Here is a 19297-nt window from a genome sequence, read left to right as displayed (position 1 = left end):
GATCGCCCGGGCCATGACCGGACCGGACGCGGCGGAGGAGTTCATGATGGATCGGGACGACAACCGCACGGAGCATCATCTCATGACATCGCCTACGCGTGCAGCAAGCGCGACATTTCGCCCAATCTGTCGCTGGAACGTCGATCAGAAACTCGGCAGGTCGGGCGATGGGCTGTCGAGCCATTTGCGATGCAGTTCGTCCAGCTCACCGTTGTTCTTCATGGCGAAAATGGTGCTGTTGAGCCAACGCAGCAATTCGGTTTCGCCACGCCGAATGGCCATGCTGACGGGCGTGCGCTGAAGCAGAATCTTGGTTTCCAGATCTGCGGCCGGATTGGCTTTCATGACTTCTGCCGCAAGTGCTCCAGCGATGCCGAGGGTATCAACCTGTTTCGCCAGCAGCGCCTGATAGGCAGTCGCATCGTCGTCAAAGCGAATGATTTGGGATGTCTGCGGCGCCAGCTTGGTGATCAATGCCTCATGAAGGCTGCCGCGCGTTGTCCCAATCTTCAATCCCGCCAGATCGGATGCCGACCGGATCGGTCGGCTCTTCGGCGCGAGCAGGACCATATCGAGCGCGTTGTAGGGATTGGTGAACCACACCTGCCTCGCCCGCTCGGGTGTGACGGCAAAACTTGCGACAAGAATGTCAATGCGCCCGCTGGTGAGGGCCGGGATTCGCGTGGGCGGCGTCAGGGGAACGATTTCAATGGCGACGCCGAGAAACTTGGCAAGTCTCTTCGCGAGATCGGCGTCAAAGCCATCCGGCTCAAGGTTTTTATCGGTGGTGCCAAAAGGTGGCGCATCAACCAGCATTCCGACGACAAGCTTTCCCTTCTTCGCAATATCGTCCGGAGTTTGCGCCAAAGCGGCCGAAATCGCGAAGCTGAGCAGCGTGCATACGGCAACAATTGCCATTCCAGATCGATGAAAGCGGTTCATGACCTCACCTACAAGTTGGACCTCTCCGCCCCCCAAATGGACAGAGCGAATCGTAGCAAGATGCGTACCAACGATGAAGTTCGGTACCCGAGCTACTTGGTGCCGTACGGATATTCGTCCGCGAGGCACCAGGTTCGCATCAAGAGTTCGTCTCGTCCCAAACTGCGGAGCGTTGTTCACCCAAGCCGGCACCTTTGACGGTCAGGACATCGCCGGCCTTCAGATAAACCGGCGGCTTCATACCGTTTCCAACTCCAGGGGGCGTTCCCGTACCGACGACGTCTCCGGGATGCAGGGTGAAGATGGTGCTCAAGAACGAGACGAGCTCTGCCACGCTCCAGACCATGGTCCGTGTGGAGCCGGTCTGACGAGGTATGTTGTTGACAGCCAGTTGCAAGTCGATCGCCTGCGGGTCGGCGATGTCCTCCGGCGTGACCAGCCAGGGTCCGAGCGGCGCGAACGTGTCGCAGCTCTTCCCCTTGGTCCATTGCGAGCCGCGTTCGAGCTGCATTTCGCGTTCAGAGACATCGTTCAGCAGCGTGTAGCCGGCCACGTGTTCGAGCGCATTGGCCACCTCGACGTAGCGCGCCGTCTTTCCGACAACGAATGCCAGCTCGATCTCCCAATCGGCCTTCCGCGAGTTGCGCGGCAGCACGATCGGATCATGGGGCCCGTTGATTGCGCTCGTGGCTTTGAGAAAGAAGATCGGCTCGGGCGGAATCTCGTGCCCGGCTTCTGCGGCATGATCTGCATAGTTGAGGCCGACGCCGATCAGCTTGCCGGGCCTGGCGACCGGCGCCCCCAGGCGCACAGTCGGATCGACGACGGGGAGAGTCGAAAGATCGGCCGACCGCAGCTTCTCCAAGGCACCGGACTGGAAACTTACCGGGTCAAAGTCGGGAACGAGATTCGACACGTCGCGGATCGACCCATCACCCATCAGCACACCCGGGCGCTCGAACCCGGACTTTCCAAAGCGAACGAGCTTCATTGTTGTTCTCCATTGCTCACAGCCAATCGAACTGGATTCAACGCGCAAAGGGCGCTATTGGGAACCGAATTCGGCCGCTGCGTTTTGGTCGTCGTTAGAATGCCTTGCGCGTCCTCGACGCAGCCAATGCCAATTTTGGTCTCGTTCCCGGTTCTGATTGCCCGACCATCCCAATTGACCAATTGGTCGCGATCGATTCCACGCAAAATATTGGGATCCTGAGTGTTTACTTCCTCCCGCGATCGCAGACGGCTGTCCCATCTGCGCGTAGCGTTTCTGACGCGATGCGAGGGCACACGATGAAATGCACGATGATCGGACTTGGCGCGATGGGCCTTCCAATGACGAAGAGGCTGCTACAAGCAGGTATTGCCGTGACCGGCTTTGATGTTGCAGATCGCCGATGTGCCGCGCTCGTGGACGCTGGCGGTCATGCTGCCGATTCTGTTGCTAACGCCGCCGACGGCGCCGACGTTGCGATCGTCATGGTAACCAACGTGGCCCAAGCCCATGCTGTCGTCGCCTCAATGGCCGGTCGGCTCGCGCCGGAAGGACTCGTGATTCTTGGTGCTACAGTCTCGCCACACGATGCGCGTGCGCTGGCGAAGCTTTTACCCCGCCATCTCTTCTTGGATGCGCCAGTGAGCGGCGGCGTCGCGGGAGCGGAAGGTGGTCGCCTCGCCATTATGGCTTCCGGCAGCAATCAAGCCCTGGCCAAGGCCACACCGGTTTTACAGCACCTCGGGCGGATCTATTATGTCGGGTCAGAGGTCGGACAAGGAAGTCTAGTTAAGGCCGTGAACCAGTTGCTGTGCGGCGTACATATCGTCGCCGCGGCCGAGGCGTTTGCGTTCGCCAGATCCGCCGGGGTCGATCCCGATATGCTGATGGAAGTGATCGGCGCGGGAGCCGCTCAGTCATCTATGTTTACCACCCGCGCGCCACGCATGCGCGACAACGACTTTACCACCAAAAGCGCAATGAAATTGTTCACAAAAGATCTTGCGATCGTTTTGAATGCTGCGCGTGACGCCGGCGTTCCCGCCTTCCTGGCTGCCACGGCATTGCAGGTATTCCAGGCAGCCGTCGTGCGCGGACTTGCAGAAGCCGATGATTCCGCGGTTGTACAAGTCTACGAGCAGCTCGCTTGATATGTCCGGAATCTTGCTCATCAATATTCACATCACGAACGGAATATGCCCTCATGAGATGTGATGAATCTGAAGAGCGCATACTGACCGTGCCCGAGGAAGGTAGCGTGAAGATCCGCGTTGACAACCTGCAAAGCTCCGAAGTGACTGCGCTTCTTCGGGCGCACCTCGAGCATTGCAGAAGGTGGTCGCCCGCTGAAAGCGCTCATGCGCTGGAGTTGAGTTATCTGCGATCACCGGAGGTTACGCTCTGGACGGCATGGGATGGGGCAAGTCTACTGGGGTGCGGCGCTCTCAAGGAGCTCGACCGATCTCATGGTGAGATAAAGTCAATGCACACGGCTGCGGAGCATCGCCGTCGTGGAGTGGCGGCTGCCTTGCTGACGCACATGATTGCTGAAGCGCGGTCCCGTTCCTATCAATGTGTCTGCCTGGAAACGGGTTCGATGGATATGTTCGCGTCCGCTCGCGCGCTTTATGCTCGCTTCGGATTCCTCAACTGCGGACCATTCGGTGACTATATTCTCGATCCGAATAGCGTCTTCATGAGGCTCAACCTCTCGAGCGAGCACGGGATGGTCGACAGGTAAGGGCTATGTGATCGCCGATGTGAGTCGCCGACGTATTACTCTCTCGCTGCCAAACCTGCGGTGGTTCCACCCGCTCGTCTCGACCGACAATCTAGCTCCATTGCCAAGGAGGGACGACGACACGACACCGCGAAAATACGCAACGTCCGATCAGACGATGTTGGGAGAGATCGGCGAGGGGCCTTTCCCGCGCCGGCGCCGAAGGGCAACTCCGGGGAAACTCTCAGGCAAAAGGACTGCATCGTTGGACAATCTGGAGAGAGGCGCTTCGTGCGCCCACCGAGGGGGGGCATTGAGTTCACACGCTATTCTCTGGATTCAGATCACGATGAGGAGCCGTCTGCCTCACAGAGGCCATCCCGACGTTCGTCCACGCTCATGGGTGCCCAACGCGCCCGCGAAAAAATCCACGAAGGCGCGCACTCTCCCTGGAATAGTTTGTCCGGCGACAAAAACCGCATGAAAGGACTCAGTCTCCCCGGCGTCGAAGTCCTCAAGCAGAGGCACGAGTCGACCAGCCTCTAGTTCGCGCTTAACATGGAAATGGCCGACACGTGCGATGCCATGCCCAGCCAACGCGAGCTGCATTATTGCGTCACCATTATCGACAGCGATATTCCCGACGATGTCGATGTCGACGTTTTCGTCGCCTCGGCGGAATGGCCATGTCGCGGGTAGGGTGCGAAAGCTAAACCGAAGGCAGTTATGATGGGTCAGATCTTCTGGAGTGATAGGTGTGCCGCTGCGAGCGAGATATTCGGCGAAGCCACGAGGATGCGACGGCTTTCCCCAAGCTTGCGCGCCTTGAGATCGCTGTCGGGAAGATCGCCGACCCGCACGGCGAGATCCGCCTCTCCGGCGCTGAGATCGGCGATGTGATCGCTGAGACTCAACTCCATTGAGATGCCCGGATATGCGTGCTGGAACGTGCCGAGCGCCGGAAGAATAGCGACTCGGCCGAAGGTGATCGACGATGAGACTCGCAATCTCCCGTGCGGCACTGCTTGATCGCCAAGCGTCTGCTCGACCTCATCAAGGTCGTTCAATATGCGGCGGCCGGACCGATAGTAGCTCTCACCTTCATCGGTGAGGCGAAACGCCCGGCTTGCACGCACCAGCAGCCGCACCCCTAAGCGGCACTCGAGTCGCTGAAGCGTTCGGCTCGCCCCTGACGGCGAGAGGCCCACCGTTCGCCCCCCTGCGGATACGCCACCCGCCTCAACGATCGCGGTGAATACCTCGAGCTCCCGGGCTCGGTCGACTGAGTTTCTCTTCATGTTGCCTCCGGAGCAAACAAGATTGCGCCGGAACAGTCTATTCACACCGGTTTCGGATCTCCATGGTTGCATTCAATTCAATGGAGGGCGTTATGAAGATCTTTCTTACAGGAGCCAGCGGCTTTATCGGCGGGGCGGTCGCCTCGCGGCTGGTCCAAGCGGGCCATTCAGTCAGGGGCCTTGTACGGGACCCTCAAAAGGCGGAAGCCTGCCGCAAATTTGGCGTAGAGCCCATACTTAGTACGCTCGCCGATACGACGCTCCTGACCGTTGAGGCCCGAGCTGCCGACGCCGTCATCAACGCCGCCAGCAGCGACAATCGGCATGCGGCCGACACCTTGATCGCAGCGCTGAGCGGTACTGGAAAGACACTCATCCACACCAGCGGGACCAGCATCGTCGCGGATGAGGCTAGGGGCGAGCCCTCGGATGCCGTATTCGACGAAAATATGCCACGCATTCCGGAACCGGATAAGGTGGCGCGAGTGGCGCTCGATAACGCGGTGTTGACGGCCTCGGGCATGCGTTCAATCGTTCTGTGCAACAGTCTTATCTATGGCGATGCGCTCGGCCCAAATGCTCGAAGCGTGCAATTGCCCCGCCTGATCGACGAAGCGCGCGAGAGTGGGACGGCCCACCACATCGGGCGAGGTCTGAACCGCTGGTCCACCGTTCATATTGCGGACGTCGCCGATCTCTATCTGCTTGCCCTTGATCGTGCGCCGACGGGCTTCTTCGCCTTTGTCGAAAACGGCGAATCATCGTTCCGAGACATGGCGCAGGCCATCGGCCAGACGCTCGGGTTAGGCGAAGCGCAATCCATGTCGACCGAGGATGCAATCGCGCGATGGGGTCGTGAGGTCGCTATCTTCGCCCTTGGTTCGAATAGCCGCGTTCGCGCCAAGCGAGCACGCGCACTCGGTTGGAACCCGCAGCACAAATCCGCCGAAACGTGGATCGAACGCGCCGTCGCCTGAACGTCGTCGACCGCTCATCGGATGCGCTGACGGCAAGGAACGCTTGGCATTGGATCCGTAGCATCTCTTGTCCGAAGGCCGAACAGCGCTAGCTTGCGCCTTTTTCGACTGTCCGCCAGCTATTGCGTGCGCTCTGCCCGAGTCGCCTAGCTTGAGCCTTGCGAGGACTTGAAAGACAGCGTTCAGCAATAGATTGCTAAACTTGACGAACAGATTGCAGAAAATTCGGAAGGCCGGAAGCTGCTGGCGTCCATGGTGGATCCTGCTGCGACATAACGATTACCGTGATGGCCCAGACCATCATCGGAGGGCTATGGTGTAGCGATATTGCCGATCTTCATAGTTCGCGGCCTGCCCAAAAGTGGGGCAAATTTGCGAGGGGCACGAAAAGTTGCCCCCGGGGGTTGGCATGATGTTTGCGTCGGTATTCTCACCAAGTTCGCTTTCGTGGAGCGCGTATGGGCGAAATTGTACGATTTGTCCCGAAGTCTGAACTTGAGCAGGCCCGTCTTGTTCTAAAGGCTTGCGAAAGATGCGAGTGCCCAATGCCGACAAAGTTGCCGGCCGGCGGCCCAGCAGGGCTCCGAAGATTGAGCTTGTGCTCGCCATTCGGCTCGGCATCGGAAGCTCATTCTCGCTCGATGTTACCGATCGCGAACGGGCCTCGAGACGGCGCTACACGAGGATGGTTAATATCGTCGACGCTGCTCGACCCGGTTGGATCCGCGATCATCACTGCGACACAAAAAACTCATACAGATTGGCGCAATCGTCTCGCGCCGACTGCTGCGCCATGCCTCGCTAGACTTCGTGTTGAGCCATCATGAGTTTCGATCGTCTGCCACCTCTCGCGGCCATGCGCGCTTTCGACGCGCTTTGCCGATTGAAGGATTTTTCGATAGCCGCGCACGACCTCAATGTGACCGAAGCCGCAATCCATCATCAGCTGCGGGTCTTGGAGCGGTTCGTTGGAAAACGATTGGTCGATCGAGGAGGTCCTGGCTCATCCAAGACGACGTTCGACCTGACCCCTGCTGGCAAGCAGGCTGCCGTGTGGGTCACAACGGGCTTTCATCAACTGCGCAAGGGCATTGACGCCGCGCGATTGGATGGCCAGCCCATCGTCATCGGTGTTCCCGTCTCGTTTGGATTTTGCTGGCTCTCTCCTCGTTTGCGGGCGCTGCAGGAGGCATTCCCGTCACAGCAGTTCGAGCTGAAAGCCTATTATGGTGGTGATCCGGAGGGACGCCTGCCGGACTGCGATGTCCGTGTCGTTTATGGCGTCGGCCGGGCGATCGACGAAGACATTGCGCTTCTGATGCGTTTGGAGGCGTTCCCTGTCTGCAGCACAGAGCTCATTGGGGGCGGTACGAACCTGAGTTACAATGACATCAAGACAATCGATCTGCTTCGGGACCGAACGCCCGACATGGAAAGAAGCCTCCCGGATTGGCGACCTTGGTTTGGCCGACATGGGCAAAATCCTGACCAGTTTCGGTATGGCGCTGTCGCGAGCAATACCTTTCTGAACATCGAGGCTGCTAGAAGAGGGCAGGGAATTGCGATGGCCTTCGGGGTCTTGGTCGCCGATGATCTTGCTCAGGGAGTGCTGACGCGCATTTCTGACAGCGTCTATGACGTGCACTGCTCCTACTGGATCGCGGTCGCCCGTAGTGCGCCGGCCCAGGCACACGCGGTGGCTCACTGGTTTCTCAGCCAGGCGGCAGCGCATTAATTTATTTTTCCGGCCGTAAATTTTATTTTGTTTTCTTCGCCAGTCGGCGCTGCGCAAAGTTTCGCACGGTCATTCTCAGGAGACGTCGCGTGCGCCCGCTTTCTGTCGTCATTCTTTCTGGAGTTCTAGCGTTTTTCGGCGCGGCTGCTTATGCACAGGAGCGTGGTGGGACGCTCACGGCTATCATTCAGCCGGAGCCCCCGATCCTCATGGTGGGTGTCAATATTCAAGGCCCAACACAGACCGTCGCCGGCAAGATTTACCAGAGCCTGTTGACCTACGGCTTCGACCTGAAACCCCAGCCTGTCCTTGCGAAGAGCTGGACGGTTTCGGACGATGGACTGACTTATACTTTCAAATTGCAGGAAAACGTCCGTTGGCATGACGGCAAGCCGTTCACGGCCGATGATGTTCTGTTCAGTTGTATGACTTTCCTGCCTGAAACCAATCCGCGCGCGCGGCTGACGTTTTCTCGCGTCCAGGAAGCTTCGGCACCCGATCCCCACACTGTCGTCTTTCGGTTGAAGGAGCCGTTCGCGCCATTCCTTGGTGCGTTCGAAATGGGCAGCGCACCGATGATTCCGAAGCATCTTTATGAGGGAACGGACTATCGCAGCAACCCGGCCAACCAGACGCCAATCGGAACGGGCCCTTTCAAGTTCGGCGAATGGAAGCGCGGCCAATACATTCGGCTTGTTAGAAACGACGACTATTGGAAGCCTGGCCTGCCATATCTCGACCAGATCGTCTTTCGGGTCATCCCCGATGCCGCATCGCGCCGGATCGCCTTAGAAAGCGGCGAAACCCAGTTGTCCAGCTTCGATAACGTCGAATGGTTTGATCTTCCTGCCCTGCGCGCCAATCCGGCCCTGAACTATACCGACATGGGCTACGAGTTCTTCTCCCCCCATGCCTGGATGGAGATCAACCACCGGGTCCCGCCCTTCGGTGACAAACGGTTCCGCCAAGCCCTGCTCTATGCGCTAGACCGAACATTCATCCGGGACCGGCTGTTCTTCGGCCAAGGCAAAATCGCTACGGGTCCGATCTCATCGACCACGCGCTTTTACTCCGACGATGTCAAACGCTACGACTTCGATCTCAAAAAGGCCGAGGGCCTGCTCGATGAGATGGGGCTGCCCCGCAAAACAGACGGCAAGCGCGCTGCGATCAAGCTGCTCGTCATGCCCTATGGCGAGACATGGACGCGTTTGGCGGAGTACGCCAAACAAGCCTGGGCAAAGATCGGCGTCGAGACGACGCTGGAAACTACCGATGCGGGCGCCTGGGCCCAGCGCGTGGCCAACTGGGATTACCAGATAACCTTTGACTATACGTATCAATATGGCGACCCGGCCCTTGGCGTTTCGCGGACCTACCTGTCGTCCAACATCAAGCGCGGCGTGCTGCTCAACAACACGATGGGCTACGTCAACCCGGAGGTGGATGCCCTCTTCAACGAAGCCGCGGTGTCTCCCTCGGACAACAAGCGGGCCGAGCTCTACGCCAAAGTGCAAAAGCTTCTTGTCGAGGATGTTCCGGTGCTCTGGCTGCTCGAGATGAAGTTTCTCACCTTCACCAACAAGCGCGTCCACGGCCTGGTTAGCACAGGGATCGGCGTCAATGACAGCTTCGAAGCTGTCTACCTCTCCAAATAGCCGAAGTATCGCCATGCTGATCGCTCAGATTTCCGATCTGCACATCTGTGATGACGGCGCCCTCTATAAAGGTGTCGTCTCCACCAACGAAATGGCGATGGCCGCCGTCAGGCACGTCAACAGCCTGTTTCCTCAGCCGGATCTTGTCGTGTTGACCGGCGACGTTGTGGAAGATGGAGCGGACACCCAGTACGGGGTTGCGCGCCGAATTCTCGCGGAGGTGAGCGCGCCTCTGATCCTCATTCCCGGCAACCACGACGACAGGGATCGATTACGTGCCGGCTTCCCCCAGCACCGCTATATGCCTCAGACGGGCCCCGTCAACTACGTCTACGACGCGCTGCCGGTCAAGGTGATCGCGTTCGATGTTACCGTGCCCGGCGCCCACCACGGTCATCTTGAGCAAAACTCGCTTTCCTGGCTGGATGAGACCCTGGCCCGGGACAGGCACAAGCCAACCGTCCTCTTGATGCACCAGCCTCCTTTCTCCTGCTCAGTCCCGTATCTCGACAAATACATGTGTATGGAACCCGAGCGGCTGGCGAGCGTCATCGCTTCGTACTCCAATATTGAACGTATCCTGTGTGGGCACGTGCACCGCGGCATGCAGAAGCTGTGGTGCGGAACGCTGGTCACGACGTGCCCGAGTACTGCGACACAAATCGCCCTAGCTCTCCGCGAGGATGCGAAGCCGAACTCTTATCTTGAGCCGGCGGCTTGCTTGCTGCATCACTGGACTGACGGCGATGGGTTAGTCACCCATACGAGTTACATCGGCGCTTATCCCGGCCCATTTCCGTTCGCTTGAACCGTAAGGTTGCGTCGATGCTTCATTATCTCATGTCGCAGCTCGTTCGCGGGTTGGCCGTCGTCGGTATCGTCGCATGTCTCAATTTCGCCCTCGTACATCTTGCGCCGGGAGATCCAGCCAGCATCATGGCAGGCGAGGCTGGCGCGGCGGACGAGAAATATCTAGCGCAGTTGCGAGCCGATTTCGGGCTTGATCGTCCGTTGGCCGAACAGTTCGCCACCTACATGCAGCGCTTGGCGAAGCTCGACCTCGGGTATAGCTATCGTAATCAGCGAAGCGTTGCGTCACTGATCACGGAGCGGCTTCCCGCAACCTTGCTGCTGACTGGAACGGCTTTTGTCTTTGCGCTCGCTGTTGGGGTGACGTTCGGTGTGATTGCCGCGCTGTTCGCCGGGACGTGGCTGGACGGCGTGATTTGCGCTGTCGCCATGGCGCTGTATGCGGCGCCTACGTTTTGGGCCGCCCTGCTCAGTATCCTTCTGTTCTCGACCTGGTTGAACTGGCTGCCGCCCTTCGGAATGACCACCGTCAATGAATCGCTCGCAGGCCTGGCATATATTCGCGATCTCATCGCTCATCTTGTGCTGCCATCGGCGACGCTCGGTTTGGTTTATGCCGCACTTTATACACAGACCACGCGAGCTTCGATGATCGAGATCGCCTCCCAGGACTTCATCAAGACGGCGCGCGCAAAGGCGCTCAGTCCTTGGCGCATCGCCTATGCGCACATTTTACCCAACGCCATTCTCCCCGTGATCACGCTGGCTGGAATTCAGGCGGGCTACCTCCTGGGCGGCAGCGTGCTCATCGAGACGGTCTTTGCCTGGCCGGGTCTTGGGTCGCTGGCTTTCGATTCCCTCATGCACCGCGACTATAACCTGCTGCTTGGGATATTCCTGGCGACGTCTGTGATGGTCGTTGCGATCAATGTCTGCGTTGATCTGCTCTACAGCGCGGCCGATCCCCGCATTGGAGCGCAGCCGTGACGCGCAGGTTCGACGTCATCCGGCGCCACGGTGGGCTCCTCATCGGCGGTCTCATTCTACTGATCGTCCTGGCCATTGCGCTTTTCGCTGACTGGGTCGCACCGGCCGGGCCGTGGAATATGGCGAGTGCGCCGTTGCAGCCGCCGAGCCTGAATGATCTCCTGGGCACGGACAATCTTGGTCGTGACATTGCGGCTGGGGTCGCGCACGGTGCGCGAACGTCAATGTTGATCAGCCTCGTCTCGAGCGTGGCCTCGCTTGTGATCGGGATAACCGTCGGCGCTCCGGCAGGCTATTTCGGCGGTGTCGCCGATCGCTTCTTGATGCAGGTATCGGAGCTTTTTCAGACCATCCCCGGCTTCATATTCGCCATCACGCTTGTTGCGATTTTCGAGCCTTCGATCTGGGCGATCGTCATCGCGATTGTCGCCGTGAGTTGGGCTCCCGTGGCCCGAATTGTGCGGGCGGAAGTCCTGTCGCTTAGGACGCGAGAATACGTGCAGGCCTCTCGCCTGGCGGGGCACGCGGATTTTTCGATCCTGTGCCGAGATATCATCCCCAATACGCTTCCGGTTGTGGTCACCTACACCGCAATCTTGATGGCGAATGCCATTCTGCTTGAATCCAGCATGAGTTTCCTGGGCTTGAGCGATCCGAATCTGATGAGCTGGGGCTATATGGTTGGCGCTTCCAGGTCGATTGTTCGCCTCGCTTGGTGGGCGGCGGTTTTCCCCGGTCTGGCGATCTTTTTGACGATCCTCGCGATCAATTTGATCGCGGCAGGGCTGCGGCAGCATCTTGATCCGAAACGTACCCGGTCATTGTCCTGATGAGCCTTCTTACGATCGACAATCTCTCGATATCGTTGCCCGTTGGATCGGAGCGACAGCATGCCGTCGAGCAGGTGAGCCTTGCCGTCTCGGAGGGCAAAACCACATGTGTGGTGGGGCGTTCAGGTTCCGGGAAGAGTGTCTTGGCACAGGCTGTCATGGGCTTGCTGCCGACCACGCTTTCCCATACTGCCGGATCAATCCGCCTCTCTTGCAAGTCTCTTCCCTTTCTGAATGACAAGAAAATGCGCCCCTTCCGGGCGTCACAGCTCGCCATGATCTTTCAGGACCCGATGGCCGCCCTGAATCCACTCATGACGATTGGCGATCAGATTGCGGAGGCGACGGTTTCGCGCGGTGCTCTCCGACGGGCGGAGATTCTCGACCTTCTTGCGGAAGTTGATCTGCCGGATCCGGTTCAATTGGTGCGGCGATATCCGTTCCAATTGTCCGGAGGCCAGCGTCAGCGGGTCATGATCGCGATCGCGATCGCAAGACGTCCCGCGCTCCTTGTGGCAGATGAACCGACGACAGCGCTCGACGTTCTAACGCAAGCTACGGTTCTCGCATTGCTGAAGCGCCTGCAAGAGACGCGAAATATGGGTGTTCTCCTGATCACCCACGACTTCGGCATTGTCGCGGATGTCGCGGACGAGGTGGTCGTCCTCAATGCAGGCAGACTTGTCGAGCAGGGAGCAGCCTCCGAGCTCCTTGCAAATCCACGCGAGGTATACACGCAGCAACTGCTCAAGCTGGCGAGGATTGAAACTCGAGCGGAATCGCCTCCGCGACTGAAAGACATGGAAGGGAATGTCGATCTCAGGCTCAGAGTGCGCAATCTCTCTCGGCAGTTTGACCAGCGCGGGGGCTTCTTTCGAGGTGCCCGCTCGACGAAGGCTGTTGATCGAATCAATTTCGAGCTTCGATCCGGCGAGACTCTTGGGCTCGTCGGTGGCTCGGGCTCGGGGAAGTCGACTGTCGGACGTTGTATTCTCCGACTGAGCAAGCCGAGTAAAGGAGAGGTGTTTGTTGATGGTGTCGACATCGCCGGGATGACCGAGCGCTCCCTGCAACGCTTTCGGCCTCATCTTCAGATGATTTTTCAGGACCCCACCGCCTCGCTCAACCCGAGGCACCCCGTTGGGTGGGTAATCCAGCGTGATCTCCAGCGCGCATTCAGAATGACAGCTCCAGCCGCCCGACGACGGGTGCTCGACATCTTTACGATGGTCCAACTCGACCCTCAGAGCGTCGATCGGCTCCCGCACGCCTTTTCGGGAGGCCAGCGCCAGCGCATTTGCCTTGCGCGTGCCCTGGCGCTCGAACCGAAAATCCTGGTCGCTGACGAAGCTGTCTCGGCGCTGGATGTCGCCACTCAAGCCGATATGATCGATCTTCTCAAATGTCTTCAGGAGAGGCTGAGATTCAGCGTTCTCTTCATAACGCATGATCTGCGCCTGGCCGCTCGGATCTGCGATCGGCTCATCGTGCTTGAGAGCGGCAGAATTGTTGAGGAGGGCACGCCGATGAACATTTTCGACAGGCCTCGACACGCCTATACGAAGAAGCTGCTCGGTGCCGTTCCCGGTCAAAACTTCATGAGGCGCATCCCACCGACCGCAATGGCGCCGGCAACGGCTTGATCTTGTTCCTGCTCGTCACCCGGCGCGACGAGCCCGACCCAGAATGGCCTTGCCACTTTACGGAAGGGGCCTCGCCCCTGGTGCCGCGCAGGCCTTGATGGCTTCGAGACCGCAGCCCGCTGTGGCGCAGCAAAGTTGAGGCGTTGCCTTTGACCAATCAGATCGAGTTAACGACTTATGCAGTCGACAGCCACATAGGTTGCCGTTCTCGAGATAGGTGGCGACGGTATGCCGCGAAAATGCCCAGTCTGCACCCCGATCTCCCAAGCTGCTGGCGCGGTATGGAAAGGTAGGCGAAGCAAGTCAGCTCGAGCGCGGTGGCGGTCTGAGCCATGGCGTCACGAAGAGTCTCTAGGTCCGCTGCGCTCGCTAAACGACTAAAGAGGTTCTGGAACGTGCGATGCATTGCTGACCGATACTGATATTGACTGCTCTGAGCCGATCGTCTCACGTTAGGTCTGCGTTCTACATCTGAAAGTATTGTGCCCTCCCACTCATTGGCGAATGTCGGGATCGGTGGTTGCGCCTCCACGCAACCAACTACAATGCAAAATCCCGGCCCTCGCGGCTGGGGTTTTCGTTTTCAGGGAGATGGCCAAAACTCTGGCAAGGTCGCGTAGCGCGCAATTTCAAACGTTGCAAGTGGCTGTGGCCATCAACTGAAGAACCGTGTTGTGCCACCAGACGTGGGAAGTTCGGCGAGCAGCCAACGCTTGAACACCTGAAGCGCGCGGTTGCGCTGCGCGCCCGGCGGATGGACGAGCCAGTAACTCCCGGTCGGATACGCTAGGGAAAGCGGCCGGCAGATCATGCCCTGACGTTCCCGCTCGGTGATGAACGGCTCCAGTCCGAGCGCGACACCGGCGCCTTGCTCGGCGGCCTGCATCGCAGCGACAAAGCTGTCGACCGAGATTGTTCGTGCCGGCTTCAGTTTGGCGGCACCGGCTTGCTCCAGCCATAGCGGCCACGCAGCCGGGAAAGCCGTCACGTGAATCAGCGTGGCGCGCCTGAGGTCGCGAGGTTCACGCAGGTTCAGCCGGCGCGCCAGCGACGGCGTCACCACGGGTGTGGTTCTGATCGCCGCGAGATGGTGTGCCGTCATCCCTTCAAATGTGCCATCTCCGACGCTGATCCCGGCGTCGAAAGCCTCCAGTTCGAAATCGACGTTGCGGCTGGAGCTTTCAATCGCAAGGTCGATGTCCGGATGCCGCGTCATGAAGCCGGCCAGGCGCGGAATGAGCCAGGCGGAAGCGAACATCGGCAGCACCTTGAGGCGGAGCCTTTGGCGTGCGACCGTGCCGGCTGCGGACGATCCGACCCGCGCCAGTTCGGCAAAGGCCCGGCCCGTCGCGGCGGCGAGGATTTTCCCTTCCGCGGTCGAAGCGATGGCGCGGTGCGTGCGTACGAACAGCGCGACGCCGAGCGCCTGCTCAAGATTGCGTATCCGATGGCTGACTGCCGAGGGGCTGAGATTGAGGGATCGCGCCGCCGCCTTGAAGCTGCCGGCGCGGAATGCCACGTCAAACGCTTGCAATGCCAGGAGCTGCGACGTGTTGAGCGTGCCGGCGGCAATTGCCGGCTGAACCGCTTGCAACAGGCGCCGCGAGGTCGCTGCCGGGACGGATTTGCGGGGAGTGGGACGCGCGCGCTTCATTCGATGATTCTACCGCGCCGACGACCGGCCGTCGCCTGGTTTTGCGAAGTACGGATGAATTACGCTCATCCGAGAAGGTTCCGGTTTCTCTTGTGCGCCGACGGTTCGGGCGAAAAGATCCGGCATGACCGAACCCGATCTTGTGCGCTACGAAACCGATGGCCCCGTTGCGGTCGTCACCATCAACAGGCCGCACGCGCGCAATGCCGTCAATCCGGCGACGGCGCGCGCGCTGGCCGAAATCTTCCGTCGCTTCGACGCGGATGCCACGCTGTCAGTAGCGATCCTCGCCGGCGCGGAAGGCACCTTCTGCGCCGGATTCGATCTCAAGGAAACGGCCGCCGGAAGGAGGGAGCATCGCGTCGAGCGCGGCGATGCGCCGATGGGGCCGAGCCGCTTCAAGCTCGGTAAGCCGGTGATTGCCGCGGTCGAAGGTCACGCCGTAGCTGGCGGCCTCGAACTGGCATTGTGGTGTGACGTGCGTATCGCCGCGCGCGACGCGACCTTCGGCGTCTATTGCCGGCGCTTCGGTGTCCCGCTTATGGACCTCGGCACCGTGAGGCTGCCGCGTCTGATTGGCCACAGCCGCGCGATGGATCTGATCCTAACCGGCCGCGGCGTTTCCGGCGAGGAAGCGGAGCGGATCGGGCTCGCCAATCGGGTCAGCGAGCCCGGTTCCACCTTGACGACCGCGCGCGAACTCGCCCACGCCCTGGCGCGGCTTCCCCAGGCGGCGCTGCGCAGCGACCGGATGTCGGCAATCGAGCAATGGGAACTCGGCTGGGAGCAGGCGACGTTGAACGAGTTCAGGCTCGGTATCGCCACCGTCGCAACCGGCGAGACGGAAGACGGCGCGCGGCGTTTCGCCGCCGGCGCTGGACGGCACGGTGTGGCGGCGACCTAGCTTCCCGGGAGAACGGTCATGAGCGGCATGTTGGCGAACGAACCGGAAATCGTCGAACGAATCCTTGATCACATCGATCGCAAGTCCACCGATCTCAGCGATGGGGTGTGGCACGAGCCGGTTGAGCACTACACGTCGCAGGCGCGGTTCGCTGCGGAGATCAGCCAGGTATTCCGCAAGACGGCCACGCCGTTCTGTCCTTCGGCGGCGCTCCCGGACATCGGCTCCTACGTGGCGCGCGACGCCGCGCTCACGCCGGTCGTTGCCATTCGCGGCGGCGACGGCAAGGTTCGTGCCTTCCGCAACGCTTGCCGGCATCGCGGCGTGCAACTGGTCGATGGCTCCGGTTGCAAGAAGGCGCTGACCTGCCGCTACCACGCGTGGACGTACGGCCTCGACGGCCAATTGCGCGGTATTCCCGACGAACACGGCTTTCCCGGCATCGACAAGACCGCCTACGGCCTCGTTCCGGTCCAGACCGAAGAGAAGAACGGCATGGTTTTCGTCACACAAGATGGAACCGAAATTCGCGACGGCGCAACTGCATTACTACCGAACATGTTCAGACCGGACTGGCGCGTGTTTACGACCGTCGACCAGGAATTTGCGGCGAATTGGAAGATTGTCGCCGAGGGATTTCTCGAAGGATACCACATCCGCTCGACCCATCACGACACGTTTTTTCCGCTGCAATACGACAACATCAACGTCGTCGAAGCCTTCGGGCGCAACAGCCGGATCAGTTTCCCGTATCGCCGGATCGAGAAGCTTCGGAAGGTGCCGCCGGCCGAACGTAAGACCTCTGGAATGCTGACCCATGTCTACCATCTGTTTCCGAACGTCATGGTTGCGACGTTCCCCACCAACATGATCATGACCGTTCTGGAGCCGCTCGCTGTCGACCGCACCCGGATCGTCACTTACACGCTGTCCAATCTCGCCGGGCACGAAGAAGGCCGGACCGCGATCGCGCAAGGGCGGGACTTTGTCGCGCTGGGCGCGGCGGAGGACCGTGACATGGCCTGCGCCGCGCAGCGTGGTCTTGCCGCTCGCGCCAATGACGTATTCACCTTCGGCCTGTTCGAAGGCGCGATCCGCCACCTTCACCGCAACCTCCAGGCCGTGATCGGAGATGCTGCATGACCGTCCATTTTGAAACGGATGGCGCCGTCGCAATCGTCACCATCGATCGGCCGGAAGTGTCTAACGCTATCGACGGCCCGACGGCCACAGCCCTCGCCGATGCGTTCCGGCGTTTCGATGCTGACAACTCGCTGTCGGTGGCGGTGCTGACCGGCGCGAACGGCCGCTTCTGCGCCGGCAACGATCTCAAGTCGATGATGCATGACGATCCCGCCCGCAAGATTCGGGTCGAGCCCGAGGGCGACGCGCCCTGTGGCGTCACGCGCATGTTGCTGAGCAAGCCGGTGATCGCCGCCATCGAGGGCCACGCCGTGGCCGGCGGGCTGGAAGTCGCCTGCTGGTGCGACTTGCGGGTCGCAGCGCAGGACGCGGTGTTCGGGGTTTTTTGCCGTCGCTGGGGCATCCCGCTAATGGACGGTGGAACAATCCGCCTCGCGAGGCTCATCGGACAAAGTCACGCGCTGGATATGATCCTGACGGGCCGGGGCGTTTCCGGCGGGGAAGCTCACCGCATGGGCCTGGTCAATCGGCTTGTCCCGGCCGGCCACGCGCTGGCCGAGGCGTTGGCAATGGCGCGCAAACTCTCGACGCTGCCTCAAGCGGCCATGCGCAGCGACAGAATGTCGTGCTACGAACAGTGGCCGCTCGATGTCCGTGACGCGTTGCTCAATGAATTTCAACGTGGGATGGCAACCATCAAGTCCCGCGAGATGGTCGGCGGCTTGCAGCGCTTCGCATCGGGAGTTTGGCGCCACAACCCGCCCACCTGACCCGTCTCGCGTCTGGTCGCCACACCGCGCGCAGTTTACATCATCACTTCGCGGCGGCAGATGCATCGCCGCCGAGACGGTGTAGAGGGCGGCCATTTCGTGAGCGATCGCGCTGCCGTGCCAGGCGCCCCTGTCAAAATGGCCACCATCAGCGAATGTTGGTGCCGGTGGTTGCATGTCCACGATTTGAAGCTGTCAATCGGATTTTTTCACTGGCCGCATCGCGCGCCCCCGATACGACGGCGGTGCTGAAAGCGCGCTCCCTTTCGCTTTTTCACGACATCGCCCGCTTTCACACGACCTGCGGTTCGCGGCCATTCGACACCGCTCTTCAAGCGCGTAAGAGCGGCCCTCGCGAACTGCCTGATGCGAAAGGATCGGATGAGGTATCGTAGGTTTGGCTGGTGTGGGGAAAGGCGGTAGCGATGGCGCCAACCTGCTCATCCGTGAGAATCTGGTTATCCCGAGCAACCGTCACATCATCATCATCGATCCGCTCGGCTTTGAAGCCGGCCTTCACAATGGCGAGGAACGTCGGGTTTAGTTTCTTCCGATCTGCGGAAAGCCGCGACCACGCGGCATTTAGTGCGGCCTTGAGGTCATTCACGAACCGCTGCTTGGTCGTGACCTTTAAGTCCTCCGGCAAACCCTCACGCCACGTTATCAAGTCGTCTTCTTTCAAGGCATGCAGATGCACCGATGCGAGAGGAGCGGCTTCCACAGCTTCCTGATTGCCGCGCTTTTCTTGACCAAGAACGTAGCGTCGCAGTTTGGTACCGGCATCGGATCGGACGTCGCGACCTGTTCGGCGTCTTTCTCGAGCGTCGCGTTCCTTGACGTAGGCTTCAACGGCCGATCGCACGGTAGGAGCCGGGCCCGCCGCCTGCGACGCGGCTTCTGTCCTGGCTCGAGCTACGGCCTTCCGTGCCGTTCTCACGGTTTGTTCGAAGGTCAGCATCCCGTCGGCGGGCTTGTCATTGATGTCGTTCGCGACGCCGACTGGCTCCTGCTTGTAGTTGCCGCCTTCGTGGTGATTACGCCAGCGGACAAACCAAACGCCGCTTTGTTTTCCTTTGCGATAGCCCAGATGCGCTTCCGCATCGAGACGACGCCAATGCACGCCGAGTTCGAGCCTGGAGCGCGCTTTAGCCGTCGTGACTTGAGCCTCAGTGAGTGTCTTCGTCGGCGAACAATACTGGATCATGAACCTTCAAGATATTGAAATTATTGAACGT

The 19297-nt window shown here is 60.1% G+C and carries 18 protein-coding genes, 1 pseudogene and 1 riboswitch; of the genes and pseudogenes, 12 read left to right on the top strand and 7 right to left on the bottom strand.

Translation table 11 applies throughout. The features are described from left to right. Positions 1-144 precede the first annotated feature (144 nt). Positions 145-942: a transporter substrate-binding domain-containing protein gene (locus RS897_RS04035; RefSeq protein WP_315835309.1), complete on the bottom strand. Its 798-nt coding sequence runs from the start codon at positions 940-942 to the stop codon at positions 145-147. Between the two features lie 139 nt (positions 943-1081). Further along, complete coding sequence (locus RS897_RS04030) at positions 1082-1933, bottom strand: fumarylacetoacetate hydrolase family protein (protein ID WP_315835308.1); 852 nt, start codon at positions 1931-1933, stop codon at positions 1082-1084. Between the two features lie 311 nt (positions 1934-2244). Here RS897_RS04030 and RS897_RS04025 point away from each other — a divergent pair, with 311 nt between their 5' ends. Next, positions 2245-3084, top strand: coding sequence for an NAD(P)-dependent oxidoreductase (locus RS897_RS04025; protein WP_315835307.1), 840 nt, complete (start codon positions 2245-2247; stop codon positions 3082-3084). A 107-nt stretch (positions 3085-3191) separates the two neighbouring features. Continuing rightward, entirely contained in the window at positions 3192-3674 is a 483-nt protein-coding gene (locus tag RS897_RS04020) for a GNAT family N-acetyltransferase (RefSeq protein WP_315835306.1), read from the top strand. 151 nt (positions 3675-3825) lie between these two features. Next, a riboswitch (glycine riboswitch) is annotated at positions 3826-3922 on the top strand. Positions 3923-4019: 97 nt separating this feature from the next. On the opposite strand, the gene RS897_RS42455 is transcribed toward RS897_RS04020, so the two are convergent. The 3 genes and pseudogenes from RS897_RS42455 to RS897_RS42445 form a co-directional block, all read right to left on the bottom strand. Further along, positions 4020-4391: a LysR substrate-binding domain-containing protein gene (locus RS897_RS42455; RefSeq protein WP_484481521.1), complete on the bottom strand. Its 372-nt coding sequence runs from the start codon at positions 4389-4391 to the stop codon at positions 4020-4022. Next, complete coding sequence (locus RS897_RS42450; RefSeq protein WP_484481520.1) at positions 4388-4801, bottom strand: LysR substrate-binding domain-containing protein; 414 nt, start codon at positions 4799-4801, stop codon at positions 4388-4390. The genes RS897_RS42455 and RS897_RS42450 overlap by 4 nt, the downstream gene beginning before the upstream one ends. A gap of 6 nt (positions 4802-4807) precedes the next feature. Then, positions 4808-4951 (bottom strand): annotated as a pseudogene (locus tag RS897_RS42445) (helix-turn-helix domain-containing protein); the annotation flags it as partial. A 92-nt stretch (positions 4952-5043) separates the two neighbouring features. Here RS897_RS42445 and RS897_RS04010 point away from each other — a divergent pair. From RS897_RS04010 to RS897_RS03980, 7 genes are all read left to right on the top strand, one after another. Next, positions 5044-5928 carry an NAD-dependent epimerase/dehydratase family protein gene (locus tag RS897_RS04010; protein ID WP_315835305.1) on the top strand — a complete coding sequence of 295 codons (885 nt, stop codon included), beginning with the start codon at positions 5044-5046 and terminating at the stop codon, positions 5926-5928. 823 nt (positions 5929-6751) lie between these two features. After that, positions 6752-7663, top strand: a complete 912-nt coding sequence (locus RS897_RS04005; protein ID WP_315835304.1) for a LysR substrate-binding domain-containing protein — start codon at positions 6752-6754, stop codon at positions 7661-7663. Positions 7664-7752: 89 nt separating this feature from the next. After that, on the top strand, positions 7753-9321 hold the full coding sequence (locus RS897_RS04000) for an ABC transporter substrate-binding protein (RefSeq protein ID WP_315835303.1): 1569 nt from the start codon (positions 7753-7755) through the stop codon (positions 9319-9321). Between the two features lie 13 nt (positions 9322-9334). Next, positions 9335-10129: a phosphodiesterase gene (locus tag RS897_RS03995; protein WP_315835302.1), complete on the top strand. Its 795-nt coding sequence runs from the start codon at positions 9335-9337 to the stop codon at positions 10127-10129. Between the two features lie 17 nt (positions 10130-10146). Then, positions 10147-11118 (top strand): ABC transporter permease, encoded by a 972-nt coding sequence (locus RS897_RS03990; RefSeq protein ID WP_315835301.1) that lies wholly within the window; start codon positions 10147-10149, stop codon positions 11116-11118. Continuing rightward, positions 11115-11948, top strand: coding sequence for an ABC transporter permease (locus tag RS897_RS03985; protein WP_315835300.1), 834 nt, complete (start codon positions 11115-11117; stop codon positions 11946-11948). The genes RS897_RS03990 and RS897_RS03985 overlap by 4 nt, the downstream gene beginning before the upstream one ends. Further along, on the top strand, positions 11948-13591 hold the full coding sequence (locus RS897_RS03980) for a dipeptide ABC transporter ATP-binding protein (RefSeq protein ID WP_315835299.1): 1644 nt from the start codon (positions 11948-11950) through the stop codon (positions 13589-13591). The genes RS897_RS03985 and RS897_RS03980 overlap by 1 nt, the downstream gene beginning before the upstream one ends. A 655-nt stretch (positions 13592-14246) precedes the next feature. On the opposite strand, the gene RS897_RS03975 is transcribed toward RS897_RS03980, so the two are convergent. Beyond that, on the bottom strand, positions 14247-15245 hold the full coding sequence (locus tag RS897_RS03975) for a LysR substrate-binding domain-containing protein (RefSeq protein WP_315835298.1): 999 nt from the start codon (positions 15243-15245) through the stop codon (positions 14247-14249). A gap of 124 nt (positions 15246-15369) precedes the next feature. Between RS897_RS03975 and RS897_RS03970 the strand changes: the two genes are divergently transcribed. From RS897_RS03970 to RS897_RS03960, 3 genes are read left to right on the top strand one after another with little or no spacing between them, the layout of a single operon-like run. Next, positions 15370-16149 carry a crotonase/enoyl-CoA hydratase family protein gene (locus RS897_RS03970; RefSeq protein WP_315835297.1) on the top strand — a complete coding sequence of 260 codons (780 nt, stop codon included), beginning with the start codon at positions 15370-15372 and terminating at the stop codon, positions 16147-16149. Positions 16150-16167: 18 nt separating this feature from the next. Continuing rightward, positions 16168-17292: an aromatic ring-hydroxylating oxygenase subunit alpha gene (locus RS897_RS03965; RefSeq protein WP_315835296.1), complete on the top strand. Its 1125-nt coding sequence runs from the start codon at positions 16168-16170 to the stop codon at positions 17290-17292. Then, the gene (locus tag RS897_RS03960) at positions 17289-18062 is read left to right on the top strand and encodes a crotonase/enoyl-CoA hydratase family protein (protein ID WP_315835295.1); all 774 of its coding nucleotides are present in this window, start codon (positions 17289-17291) and stop codon (positions 18060-18062) included. Before RS897_RS03965 ends, RS897_RS03960 begins: the two co-directional genes overlap by 4 nt. A 331-nt stretch (positions 18063-18393) precedes the next feature. Here the strand turns inward: RS897_RS03960 and RS897_RS03955 are convergent, their stop codons facing one another. After that, positions 18394-19266 carry a hypothetical protein gene (locus tag RS897_RS03955; protein WP_315835294.1) on the bottom strand — a complete coding sequence of 291 codons (873 nt, stop codon included), beginning with the start codon at positions 19264-19266 and terminating at the stop codon, positions 18394-18396. Positions 19267-19297: the final 31 nt, after the last annotated feature.

It is taken from the genome of Bradyrhizobium prioriisuperbiae, from assembly GCF_032397745.1.
GTDB lineage: Bacteria > Pseudomonadota > Alphaproteobacteria > Rhizobiales > Xanthobacteraceae > Bradyrhizobium_A > Bradyrhizobium_A prioriisuperbiae.
The sequence above is the reverse complement of the archived record's forward strand: the minus strand, read 5'-3'. Positions and strand labels throughout refer to the sequence as shown.